Annotated in this window: 9 protein-coding genes; all 9 read left to right on the top strand. The window is 41.2% G+C overall.

Annotated features, from left to right (window positions below; genetic code table 11):
* Nucleotides 1–77: 77 nt before the first annotated feature.
* The 9 genes from ACP8HI_RS18675 (at nucleotide 78) to ACP8HI_RS18635 (ending at nucleotide 13,565) form a co-directional block, all read left to right on the top strand.
* Entirely contained in the window at nucleotides 78–1,832 is a 1,755-nt protein-coding gene (locus tag ACP8HI_RS18675; RefSeq protein WP_438347681.1) for a sensor histidine kinase, read from the top strand.
* A gap of 42 nt (nucleotides 1,833–1,874) precedes the next feature.
* On the top strand, nucleotides 1,875–3,485 hold the full coding sequence (locus ACP8HI_RS18670; protein WP_438347680.1) for a response regulator transcription factor: 1,611 nt from the start codon (nucleotides 1,875–1,877) through the stop codon (nucleotides 3,483–3,485).
* A gap of 140 nt (nucleotides 3,486–3,625) precedes the next feature.
* The gene (locus ACP8HI_RS18665; protein ID WP_438347679.1) at nucleotides 3,626–5,323 is read left to right on the top strand and encodes a sugar ABC transporter; all 1,698 of its coding nucleotides are present in this window, start codon (nucleotides 3,626–3,628) and stop codon (nucleotides 5,321–5,323) included.
* Between the two features lie 193 nt (nucleotides 5,324–5,516).
* The gene (locus ACP8HI_RS18660) at nucleotides 5,517–6,413 is read left to right on the top strand and encodes an ABC transporter permease (RefSeq protein ID WP_438347678.1); all 897 of its coding nucleotides are present in this window, start codon (nucleotides 5,517–5,519) and stop codon (nucleotides 6,411–6,413) included.
* Nucleotides 6,414–6,431: 18 nt separating this feature from the next.
* A complete protein-coding gene (locus ACP8HI_RS18655) occupies nucleotides 6,432–7,310 on the top strand; it encodes a carbohydrate ABC transporter permease (RefSeq protein ID WP_438347677.1) in 879 nt (292 codons plus the stop codon).
* Between the two features lie 41 nt (nucleotides 7,311–7,351).
* Nucleotides 7,352–8,386, top strand: a complete 1,035-nt coding sequence (locus ACP8HI_RS18650) for a glycoside hydrolase family 53 protein (protein ID WP_438347676.1) — start codon at nucleotides 7,352–7,354, stop codon at nucleotides 8,384–8,386.
* 162 nt (nucleotides 8,387–8,548) lie between these two features.
* Complete coding sequence (locus tag ACP8HI_RS18645) at nucleotides 8,549–10,297, top strand: sensor histidine kinase (protein WP_438347675.1); 1,749 nt, start codon at nucleotides 8,549–8,551, stop codon at nucleotides 10,295–10,297.
* Nucleotides 10,290–11,738 carry a response regulator transcription factor gene (locus ACP8HI_RS18640; RefSeq protein WP_438347674.1) on the top strand — a complete coding sequence of 483 codons (1,449 nt, stop codon included), beginning with the start codon at nucleotides 10,290–10,292 and terminating at the stop codon, nucleotides 11,736–11,738. The genes ACP8HI_RS18645 and ACP8HI_RS18640 overlap by 8 nt, the downstream gene beginning before the upstream one ends.
* 150 nt (nucleotides 11,739–11,888) lie before the next feature.
* Complete coding sequence (locus ACP8HI_RS18635) at nucleotides 11,889–13,565, top strand: extracellular solute-binding protein (protein ID WP_438347673.1); 1,677 nt, start codon at nucleotides 11,889–11,891, stop codon at nucleotides 13,563–13,565.
* Nucleotides 13,566–13,594 lie beyond the last annotated feature (29 nt).

The following is a 13,594-nucleotide window of genomic DNA, read 5'->3' as shown; positions in this document are numbered from 1 at the left end:
ACTGGAACTAATGCGTTTACAATGGATGGAGAAAATAAATAGGGCTAGTTATTAATCAGCAAGGTGGGAATCTGCGCATGCCTAGATATAATTTGTTTAAGAAGATTCTAATGATGATTCTAATGATGTTAATACCTATTGTAGGTTTGTATTTCTATTCGAATCAGACGACGACAGGCGTCCTAAGATCAGAATTGAATAAATCCAATGAGAGTCAGTTGACGTTCTTTCAGAGTCAGGTAAATATGAATTTCGAACGGCTATCATTATTACCCAATCAATTGATCCATGATCCGGATATATCGAGTTTTCGTGATATTTATTTGAACGAGCCTTATCTTAATCTGGATGCGATCACTCTCGTGAAGCGAATTCAGGAAAAGTTAAGCCTTCAGCAAAGTTCTTTGAATTGGAAGAGTGAATTGTTAATCTATTCACTTTCGTTAAGTCGGGTGGTCTCACTTAATGATGTGAAGCAGTATGATATTGCTGATCTAAAAGAACGGATCTCCCCTGAATGGCAAGTCACTCGGCTAGAGGAGGGTGAGGAAGAGCATTTTCAATTCTCAATGTTTACGGTTGCTCCTTACTCGACGTTCACTCATCCAGAAGATGCTAACCTCATCATCGAGATTAGGTTCAGCAGTCGGAGTCTCGAAGAGATGCTTGATAAATTTAAAAGTGATGGTCGCCGTGATCCATTCTACTATAAGAAGGATGTGGGTGTCATTTATAACCGTACATCCGATCATGACCTGGCTGGACTGCTCATTCAAGAATTGGAGGAATCTGATTTCCAACAAGACACAGAGCACCGGAAGGTGGAGCTAGACGGGGAGAGTTACATGGTCAACATTGTGTTATCCAAGACGACAGGGTGGTATTTGATTGATTATATGCCGTTGTCAGATATCATGCATCCGATTGAGCAGTCTAACCGTTTATTTTATTTGGCAATCGGAGCTTTACTCTTAATGAGTTCTGTATCATCTTACTTGTTATATGCACAGGTTCAGGTGCCCATTAAGAAGCTTGTACATAGCTTCCAGCTCTTGAAGAATGGCGATTATTCGGTTCGAATGGTTCCGCGAGGGAAGAGTGAGTTTAGCTTCGTATTTACTAGGTTTAATTCTATGGTAGCTCAGATTCAGGAACTATTCGAGAACGTGTATATGGAGAAGATCCATGTGCGGGAGGCTCGATTGAAGCAGTTGCAATCACAGATTAATCCACATTTCTTCTACAATTGTTTCTCTTTTATTTCCAGTATGGCTAAGCTCAAGAACTACCAAGCTGTTGTGGCCATGTCCCAAAACTTATCTAACTATTATCGATATACGACTCGTCAGGAGCGGGACTTGATTCCCTTAATGGAGGAAATGGATTTCGTGACGAACTATTTAGAAATACAAAAGATGAGAATGAGTCGTCTTGATTACTCGATTGATCTGCCAAGGGAGCTTGAACAATTGGATATTCCTTTACTTGTTATTCAGCCTCTCGTAGAGAATGCTGTCATTCATGGGATTGAAACGAATGCCGGACCGGGTGTAGTGAGAATCACGGGAGAGATCGATCAACGCGGAATAACTCTCATTGTGGAGGATAATGGGAGGGGAATGAAGGCACAGGAGTTATTGTCTCTCCAATATAAGCTTACACAGCCGGTAGAAGAAGAGATGGGCTATGGACTATGGAATGTGCAACAAAGAATGCAGCTTAGGTATGGGGAAGGTTCAGGTCTGACATTATCGAATTCAGAGCTAGGTGGACTGAAGGCTGTATTGCATTGGCGTGGTCCAGATGAAGCGGACAGACCTAACGAGACGTAAAGCGATCTTAATACATACTATGAATTGGAGGGTGGATATATCATGATTGAGTTACTCTTGGTTGATGATGAGTCTTACGTAACTGAGAGTATAGCTCAGACCATCAATTGGAGTGAGATGGGGGTTAGTCAAGTGTATCAAGCTAGCTCCGCAGCGGAGGCATTACAGGTGCTGGAGGAGCAAGCGGTAGATATCGTTGTAACTGACATTCGGATGCCTGAAATGGACGGGCTGCAACTCGTTGAACTTATTGCACAACGTTGGAAGGATATTCGTTGTATTTTACTAACAGGTCATTCTGACTTTCAATATGCCAAAAAAGCAATTCAACTACAAGCATTTGATTATATATTGAAGCCTGTCAATGACGACGAATTTATAGCGAGTGTGTTAAGTGCAATTGAGTCTCTACAAGACGAATGGGAGCAAGCCGAGCGATATCAGCAATTGTTGTATGATCGGAAATCTGATTTCACGGTATTGAAAGCCAATCTTATGCATGATTTGCTACTCGGTCGGACGTTATCACATAAGATCATTCGTAACAAATGCTTACAATATGAAATTCCACTTCGGGTAGACGAGCCTGCGATGATGATGCTTATTCCTTTACCGCAAACGTTCGCAGGAATGGATCACCATTCCATCTCACTTATGGAATATGCGATTGGCAACATAGCGGAGGAAGTATTCATTGAGCATTATCATATATGGCATTGTAAATCCCCTCATGATTGCTTGATTATTATAGCAGCAGCGAAGGAATCTCTTCATGAGAGTTCTAGGGGGAAACTGACAGAGCTTGTCCAAATTCTTCAGAGAAATGTTAGTAATTATTTGAAGGGGGACATATCCATCGTATTGTCAGAGTGGTTCGAATTTCCTACGGGCATAACTGCGGCATACCGAGCGGGATTAAGTGCTATATTCACAGCAGGGACCCATGGTTCTCACAGTTTGTTGTTTCTCGAGGATCCTTCCCATAATAGGGATTCAGTTATCAAATCTATTGAGATGTTGTACAAACCTCCGACACTTATTCATTTACTGGAATCTAAGCAATGGGGGGCTGCACAAGATAAAATAGACAGTGTATTCCGGGATATGGAGCAGGTTTCTTTTATGAGAGAGCATTTGTATGAAGTATTCCTGTCCGTAACAAATGCATTCTTATATATCGCGCATAAGCATGGTGTGTTCATGCACCAAATTGATCATTCTGGATTCGATTTATTCATCGATCAGAGGATTGTTCATTCACTGGATACACTTAGAAGTTGGTCAACTGAAATGATGGACAAGCTGAAGAAAGAGTTATATACCAATGACAAATATACGAATAGCTATATTATTAAACAGGTACATGAAATAGTATCTATTGATATGGGACAGGACACATCGGTTAAGATGATTGCGGACAAAGTATTCCTCCATCCAGTATATCTATCGAAGATCTACAAGTCTGAGACAGGGGAAAGCTTGAGTGATTATATCATTCGAATGCGTATGGAGCGTGCATTATATCTTTTGAAGAATAGCAATATGAAGATTTATGAGATTACGAGTGAACTTGGTTATCAGAACCCTCAATATTTCAGCAAAATATTCAAAAAGCACTATGGAGTGACACCTCATGAATATCGTGAACATTAACGTAAAGCTTAGACGAAGTTAATTAGGTTGTTAAAGGTGCAGAAATCTTAAGTTCGTGACATAGGCTGATGGCAGATAGCCCCCTATAATTAATGTTGTACTCATAAACTTTTCATTAAGAAATATAAGGGGGATGAAGGATGAAGATATTCTCAAAAAAAGGGTTATTGCTGTCGCTCTGTATGATGATGGTGATAGCCATTGTAGCAGGATGTTCGGGTAATAAGAATGTGGAAGAACAAGTTACTGCAGTTAAAGAAACCGCAGCTAATGAAACAGCAACTACTGAGAGCGCATACAAAGATAAATACGATACACCCGTAACCTTAACTACAGTGTGGGGAGTAGATCCAGAACTTAGATTTAAGAATGGTGAGACGATTGAGAACAATGTAGCGACCAAATGGGCTAAAGATACACTTGGTATTGAGATTAAGTCACTGTGGTCTGTGACGGATACGAATGGTGCATTTGCAACAAAAATGAGACTTTCGATGGCATCAGGACAAAAGATGCCAGATGTTGTAACGATTGGTGACGAGCAACTTGCTCAAGACTTGATTGATTCAGGCTTGTTCAGGGAAGTGGGATCCCTCTTTGAACAATATGCCTCAGATGCATGGAAGCAAGCGGTTGAGATTGACAATCATGTATGGGACCCATACATCCGCGATGGTAGTAAGATGGGGATTCCAGTGTTGGACTATGCATACAATCATGATTATTTACTTTGGATTCGTCAGGACTGGCTAGATAAATTAGGATTGGGAGCTCCGAAGACGTTAGATGAATTAGAGACCGTTATGGAGGCGTTTAAGAACAATAATCCGGATGGACTTGCTCCAAAGGAAGTTATACCGCTTAGTATTGGCTTCAAAAATTCATTGAACACATGGATGGCTGATCCGTCTTGGATATTCGGGGCATACGGTACCATGCCGCAACAATGGAATATGGGCGCAGATGGTAAGCTTGAATATGGTTCTATTAACTCAGGTAGTAAACAAGCGTTACAGAAAATAAATGACTGGTTCACGAAAGGCTACATTCCTAAAGAAGCAGCGTTATGGGACGAGAATAAAGCATCTGAACCTGCTGTTGCAGGGACAGCGGGAATTATTCCAGGACCTTATTGGATGAGTGGATGGCCACTGTTGGATACAGCGAAGAATGTGGAGGGTGCTGTGTGGAAGCCGATCGGAATCCCTACGGGTTCTGATGGTGTTGCAGGACGACATGGAACTCATTTCACGAATGGTGTCGTGTTGATTAACAAGGATATGAAGAACCCAGAAATCTTATTTACTTATCAGAACTATATGTTTAACAACTTAGCTGATCCTGAAGTAGGCAGTGAGTTTGATAATGGTCTGTTTAAAGGTTATGACTATGATATGGATGCCAATGGTAAAGAGCTTCACTTGGATGATATTCCAGGTGGTTATGTGAATAGTATTCGTTATTTGCTCGTTCGCGACGGAGCACGTATTCCAGATGCGCAGATGAAGGCATTATTGAATCTAGCCAACGGTGGGGAACCTAAGACTAGACTTGAACTAGAAGTGAAGAATAATTATGGACCAGAGACACCTGCGGCAGCTAAAGTTCTGTTAGAACAGGATGAAATATCGATGAAGAACATGTTTACAGGTCCGACGACGACTACAATGAAGTCTAAGATGGACTATTTGAACAAAATTGAGAGCCAAGCTTTTAATGAAATTATTTATGGTGACAAGCCGTTAGATTCTTTCGACAAGTTTGTTGAGACATGGAAGGCCTCAGGTGGCGATCAAATTACACAAGAAGTGAACGATTGGTACAATACCGTGAAATAAATAGAGTGAAGTAGCATCCCAGACCACTATTGAGTGGTTCTGGGATGTTTGTGCTGGGGACATAACTACGGATGCGAAAGAGGTTGAATTCGTACCATTTATATTGCTTTTGTTAGCTACTCTTACGAAAAATCGATTGATATAATTTCGATATCAAGACATACAACACTAGAAACAAGTAAGGGGCGATCCTATGAGAACTTTAAAGAAAAGCTGGCAATTTCATCTGATGATATTGCCTTCGCTTATATTCCTCATCATCTTTAACTTTATTCCGATGGGCGGCATCGTTATGGCGTTTCAGAATTACAAGCCGTGGCTCGGAATATTAGGGTCTGATTGGGTGGGATTAGATAACTTCCGCTACTTATTCGAAAGACAAGACAGCGTTCAGGTGATATGGAATACACTTATTATTGCCGTGCTCAAGTTGATATTTAACCTAGGGGTTCCTTTTGTATTCTCAATATTGCTTAATGAGCTTCGAAAGATGTATTTCAAACGATTCGTACAAACACTAGTCTACCTTCCCCATTTCTTATCCTGGGTCATTCTGGGTGGGATATTACTTGATATTCTTTCCACGGATGGAGGAATCGTCAATCGGGTGCTGGTCGCTGTATTCGGAATCGAACCAATCTTCTTTCTCGGTAATGGAGACTGGTTCAGATTTACCGTTATCGTATCGGATATTTGGAAGGAATTTGGATTTGGAACGGTGGTGTTCCTAGCAGCCTTGGCTAATATTAATCCATCTCTCTATGAAGCAGCGGGAATGGATGGGGCTAGTCGGTTAAGACAAACGCTACATATAACGGTTCCTTCCATGATTCCCATCGCCATAGTTGTGGGTACTTTAGCTCTTGGGAATGTGCTGAATGCTGGATTCGACCAGATTTTCAACTTATATAATTCCTTGGTCTACGAAAAGGGTGACATTATAGATACATTTGTGTATCGGACAGCGATCTTAAATGGGGAGATGGGATTCGGAACAGCGATTGGTCTCTTCAAGTCTGTGATCAGTATGATCTTGATTCTAATTTCATATCGCTTAGCTTATAAATGGGCAAACTATAGAATTTTCTAGTGAAGGGAGAGGGCATTGATGTATCACAAAACATTATCATACCGTGCATTTAATATTATAAATATTTGCTTCATGATCATTGTTGCATTGTTATGTATTATTCCACTTGTTCATGTATTAGCGGTATCTTTTAGCTCAAAGGCAGCAGCAGATGCTAACTTGGTTGGATTATGGCCGATTGATTTCACGATAGAATCTTATAAAAAGACGATGGCTAACCCGATCTTCTTACATTCCATATGGGTATCCATTCAAAGAACAGTTATTGGAACAGGATTAACGCTTCTGCTGTCCTTTCTTGCCGCGTATCCACTATCTAAGGAGAATTCTGCATTCAAAGGAAGAACGGTATACTCTTGGTTATTTGTATTTACAATGATCTTCAGCGGGGGGCTCGTTCCATTCTACATGGTCATTCAGAAGATCGGACTGATGGATTCCTTCTGGGTTCTCGTACTTCCAGGTGCAGTCAATGTGTATCTCACGATTCTACTCCTTAACTTTTTCCGAGGTGTACCTAAGGAACTAGAAGAGGCTGCTTTAATTGACGGAGCAGGACATTTCCGCGTTATGTTCAGTATCTATTTACCTGTTTCTTTGCCGGCGATTGCAACACTTGCACTTTTCAGTATGGTGACTCAATGGAACTCATGGTTCGATGGACTACTATATATTAATAATGCGAAGGATTATCCGCTGGCTACCTTTTTGCAGACAGTTATTATTCAAAGAGATATGAGCTCCATGAGTATTAATCCGAAGGAAATGGAGTTGATCTCTACCAAAACGGTTAAATCAGCACAAATTTTCATCGGGGCTTTACCCATTCTACTGGTGTATCCATTCTTGCAGAAATACTTCGCGTCCGGGCTCGTGATGGGTTCGGTCAAGGAATAGTTATACACATCATTCAGACTTGATAAGGGAGTGGATTAAGCGTGAATTCGTTATTTATTAAAGGAATGGATATTTCGTTTCTCGATGAGATTGAGCAAAGTGGAGGACAGTTTTATGATGGAAATACTCTAATGGACGGTTTGGAACTCTTTCAGCATAAGGGTACGAATTCTATAAGGCTTCGAATCTGGAATAATCCATCAGGTGGTTACTGTAATTTAGAGAGAACGCTAGCGCTGGCTAAGCGAATCAAGGATAAGGGCTTACATTTCCTGTTAGATTTCCATTACTCTGATGAATGGGCAGATCCAGCGCATCAGACTAAGCCAAAGGCTTGGGAAGGGTTAGGGTTACAAGAACTTAATGTGGCAGTCTATCGATATACAGCAGAAGTGTTGTTGGCACTGAAGGAACAAGGTACATTACCGGATATGGTACAGATTGGTAATGAAATAACGCCTGGAATGTTATGGGATGAGGGGAAAGTGGATGGCGAATGGGATCGTGATGAGCAATGGGAAATATTCACGAGACTCGTTAAATCAGGTATCCGAGCAGCAAGAGATGTTTATCCCGAGGTCCAGATTATGATTCATATCGATCGTGGTGGAGATGCAGTGGCTAGCCAATACTTCTATGATCGATTCCAGCAATATGGTGTGGAGTATGACATCATTGGTCTTTCATTCTACCCGTGGTGGCATGGGACATTGGATGACCTTCGTCTCAATCTTGAGGGGCTTGCGAACAAGTATGACAAGGATATCATCGTTGTTGAGATCGCATATCCATGGACATTAGATGCACCAGAGGGCTTTCCGTTAATCGTAAATGATGAGGCACAATTGCATCCTGGTTATCCCGCTACTAAAGACGGGCAAGCCCAGTATATACGTGATATTGTACAGTTAATTAGAGAGGTGCCCTGCGGGAAAGGTAAAGGGTTCTACTATTGGGAACCTTGCTGGACGCCTAATAAGGCAGAGTGGTCCGTGGGCCATGCTAACAATTGGTCTAATTTGACACTTGTTGATTATGGTGGGCGGGTATTACCAGCATTAGAGTACTTGAAATAAAAGGGGGAGAGAGAGTACTCTAGCCAGGCTGAGCTTGATTTAACTCTATAAGTAGCATCATCCAATAATATTGACCTGTTGAGAAAAGCTCAACGGGTCTTTCGTTTTTAAAAAGGCTATGTTAATCTTTTTATAATCCGATCTAGAAGAGGAGGAGACATTATGACGGGATTTAAGAACAGAGTGCAACGGTATCTCTATGACTATCTGACGTTAAAGAGAAGAATCATCATTATTTTCTTGTCTAGCTCATTGATTCCCTTTATTACTATTGTTCTGATATCCTACTTCACCATCTACTCTATACTTACGAATAAGATCCAAACGGGCATTCAGAACAATCTAAGACAAGTGGAGCTTTCTTTGGAGAATTCGATCAATAATTTAAATCATGTGTCGCAACAACTTGCATTTGGTGGAATCATCGGCAATAAGCTCGATGAATTTCTGTCTACTGACGAGCCTTTTGAACGTTCAACAATGCTAAGTGAACTTAAGGAAGAACTAGGTCTCATCACCTTTACCAACCCCAGTATCGGACTAACCCTTTATTATTTTCTTAATGATGATAGTTATGAACTTGAAAATTCAGGAGTGAAGGAACACTTTTCCCCGAAGGAACTGCCGCTACTAGCAGAGTATAGTAAGATATCCTATTATGGTCCACATGTTAGCAACAATCGTTTTGATAATCAATATGTGTTATCTGCTATGCGGAAGGTGGATCTGCCTAATCTTAATGACGTCTATGTTTATATTGAAACGGGATTTCAGTTAACGCAAAGCATTTTGCATAACGATGCCATTGGTGGGGCGACATCTTATGTATTTCTAGATAATGACGGAAGAATTGCCTATAGTGATGCTACTGCTGATTTTCAGATGGACACCCTGTTTCCTCATTTTGATAAAGATCAATTGTCTGGTACACAGAATGGGTATTACTGGTATAAGGAGATAAGCAATCAAGGTTGGAGTGTCATATCTCTTATCCCTAAATCTGACTATAACAAAGAAATGAATCGATGGTTTGTCCAAATTTCATTTTTTTCCTGGCTATTCCTTGGAATGAGTCTATTCCTGGCCTGGTTACTGTGGAAGATGGTATATCGTCCTTTAAACGCATTCAATAAAGAAATTGAACTAATGGCACAGAATGAAGTTCAGACCGCTGTTGTGCAGACGAGAATACCAGAGTTTGATTTTCTTTTGAATCAATTTCAAGAAATGAAGAAACAAACGTGGGAATTGTTTGCAGAGGTGGAAGTCAAAGAGAAGCGCAGAGCCGATCTCGAAGTGGAGAAATTACTGTACCAAATTAACCCTCATTTCTTAATGAACACGCTTGACACCGTCCATTGGTTAGCGGTCATGAATGGCCAAGATGAGATTGATCGTCTCGTCTCATCCTTGAATAAATTGCTACATTATAATCTAGGAAAACTCGGTGAGACTTCTACTATTCAAGAAGAAATTGAGGCTGTCAATCAATACCTGATCCTTCAGCAGATTCGGTACGACTTTCAGTTTGCTGTGCATATACATGTGGATGAAGAAGTATTGAAGATACCCATTCCACGGTTCATTTTGCAGCCGCTTGTAGAAAATTCACTGTACCATGGATTAACGGATGATGGTTATATCGAAGTTGATGTTCGGCTAACCGATAAAGTAGACATATCCATTCGGGATAATGGCGCCGGGATGTCGGAGGAGAAGATTCATAGTTTACTTCACACCCCAGAAGCTGAGAATCGTAAGGTTGGCATGGGAATTGGTATGAACTACGTGAAGCGCATGATTGAGATCTATTACGGCGGACAAGCAGAACTCAGAGTAACTAGTGAAATTAATAAAGGAACAACTATTTACCTAAGTTTACCTATTGGAGGTGTAATAAATCATGATTAGAGTGATTGTCGTTGATGATGATAAGCTAGTTCGCAAAGGGTTGATATCTGCTATGCCTTGGGATGATTTCGGAATGGAGGTTGTTGGAGAAGCGAGTAACGGTGAGAAGGCGTTAGAATTTCTTGCTGAGAATGAAGTTGATTTGATGCTTACGGATCTGTCCATGCCTGTCATGTCTGGTATTGATCTTATGCGAATTGCTCGGAAGAAGTATCCCCATACGCACATTGTTGTGCTAACGCTCCATCAGGATTTCGAATATATACAAGAAGCGATGAGACTAGGGGCAATAGATTACATTGCGAAAGTCCAGCTTGAGAAGGAACGCTTCGAGGAGGTTCTTGGGCGGATTCATAATCGGATTATGGAACAGGATCAGTTAAGCAATAAAAATAATAAAGGTCAGCGCGATAGACAGGATGATGAGGTATTCTCTATTGATCATGGCTATGTGCTAATTTCAATGAATCGTGTTTCTGCCAGCAATAGAGTAAGGAATTGGGTATCAAGCTATAATGGCAGCCTAAAAGAATTAGGGCTTAATTTATTCTTTTGTTTGCCACCGAGCAGTTCAGAGGGTGAACGCTTGTTTGAGAGTCTTGAGAAGGAGATGGATGCCTGTTCTGATTGGGCAATGATTAAGCTCAGTGGAATTGTGAATCGAACAACCGAAGAAGTCTATGGGTGGATACGAGAATACAAGGATAAGGATTTCTTCTACGATTACAATCCGACGGTAAAAGTCATGGGAAAGTCCATAGGAGCTGGAGAAAGTGTAGGAGAGGTACGTGCGGAAGAGAGCATGACCTTGCTTAAGTCCAATTGGGAAGCACTGGAGTGGATTTATCAAGATACCTTATATCGAAGGAATCTGGACGAACTGAAGCATCTTCACCTACCACAAGCTAAGTTGATCGGATTTCTGTACGTACTAGTAGATCGTTGGAATCATTTATTTGTTAAAATCATCCCAGCAACCGTGCAGCTTCAGGATTCATTAGATTCCTGGCAACAGGTAGAAGTCTGGATTGATCAAACACGTGATCATATTCGTCATGTATTGGGTAGAATTGAATTTTCACCAGAGGTTATCATGTGTATTATGAAGGCGGTTGATTTGCTACAGGAGGGGCTTGAGCAACAGATAACAGCTACAGACATAGCCAAAAGGGTCAATATGAGTCGAAGTTATTTTAGCCAATGCTTTAAGGGGATCGTCGGTGATAACTTCAATCACTATCTACGACAAGCACGCATGGAAAAAGCGAAACATTACCTGCTATACAGTAATAAAACGATTTCGTGGATTGCCAATAATGTTGGATATGAGGATGATAAATATTTCAGCCGCTCCTTTCGTGAGCAGACAGGAATGCTTCCTAGTGAGTACCGTGTAATAGCTCAGGAAGGTAGAGATATGTCCGCAAATGAGATAGAGTGATGTTGGAAACGCCGAATTGAAAGCGCTAACAAATAATAATCCTCGGTCATATCTCTACCTCAAAGTGTAACCACCTTCTATCTAAGTGTAGGTAGATCTTGTGTTAGTTTAAGAATGTAAACAAATACAAGGATGAAAGAAGGGGCGAATATGAAGAACACGAGAAAAGTTATCGTCTTAACATTGGTAACCGTAATGCTAATTCTGTCGGCATGTGGGAATGGCAAGACCTCCAGTAAGGGAGAGACTGTTACTCAAGATCCAAACGACCCATTCGGCAAGTACAGTGAGGCTATTACGATTAATATTGGTAAAGAGGTAGACTCAGCAGATAAAAGCTTGCCATCCGGAGATACGCCTGAGAATAACACCTACACAAGATACGTCAAAGATAAATTGAACATTGAAACAAAGATTATTTGGCAAGCTGGAGTTGGGAAGGACTACCAACAAAAGGTCAATCTTTCCATCGCGAGCAATGATTTGCCGGATGCGCTAGTTGTGACGGATACGCAACTTAGACAAATGGTGAAGAGCAATCAACTTGCAGATCTGACTGAGGTATACGAGCAATATGCTTCGCCTACGCTTAAATCAATTATTGAAACAACAGAAGGGCTTGCCAAGAATGCCGTTACTTTTGACGGTAAAATGTATGCCTTGCCTAACGTAACAGGCGAAACGGATATGCAGCATATTATGTGGATTCGCAAAGATTGGTTAGACAAACTAAATCTTGAAGTACCAAGAAATATAGAAGATTTGGAAAAGGTTGCGAAGGCATTTATCGAACAAGATCCGGATGGTAACGGGAAAGCGGATACGATCGGCATCACGGGTCCTCAATCGGGCGGTCTGATCAACGCAGACTTTATTAATCCGAACAATAACAACTATGGATTTGATCCGGTCTTTGGCGTCTATCATTCTTATCCAGGTTTCTGGTTAGAAGGTGCTGATGGCAAGCCGACGTATGGCTCGATTGAGCCGGAAACCAAGGACGCACTTGCCAAATTGCGAGACTTATACTCGAAGGGATTAATTGATCAAGAGATGAGTATACGTAAGGATGCACAAGAATTAATCAAGAATGGAACTTCAGGTATTTATTTCGGATTGTGGTGGGCTGGTGGATATGGCCCCTTGTCAGATGCCATAAAGAACAATCCCGAGGCCAACTGGCAAGCTTATTCCTTGCTAGATAGCAATGGAGAGTTCACGCCTCATATGGGTACACCATCGAATCAATTTCTCGTTGTTCGTAAGGACTATAAACACCCTGAGGCAGCAATTAAGATGGAAAACCTATTGTTAAGAGATGAAGCAACTTTTGATGTGAATGTAGCGATTGGTAACTACCCGCTGCGTATTGTCTTTGCTCCAATGGATGAAATGTATGTCACCTACAACATGATGAAAGAAGTATTGGCAGGTACTAAGACAGCAGAAGAGTTGGATATTCCAGGCTACAAATTGCTGAAAGCAGATGCTGAGAATATTAAGAAGGTTAAATTAGAGCCTTATGACAAAGTGGATATCCAATATTGGGATCCCAATGCAGATCTTGGCGCTTGGAAACGCCTATATTCCACGATGGTCGGAGTAGCACCACTTATGGAGCCATTCACCAAAACCTATAGTTTGACTTATTCACAGACGAAGACCATGGAGAGCAAATGGGCTACGCTTGATAAGATGGAGAAAGAAACCTTCCTTAAAATCATTATGGGGGCGGCACCGATTGATTCATTCGATAAGTTCGTAGTGGATTGGAAGAAACAAGGTGGAGATGAAATTCTGAGTGAGGTTGCAGAACTAGCGAAGTAGTATAGATCAGTGTTAGGCGCCGGGAAGTC

It is taken from the genome of Paenibacillus sp. FA6 (assembly GCF_051550225.1).
GTDB lineage: Bacteria > Bacillota > Bacilli > Paenibacillales > Paenibacillaceae > Paenibacillus_AQ.
Note: the sequence above shows the minus strand (reverse complement) of the source record. Positions and strands in the feature narration are given on the sequence as shown.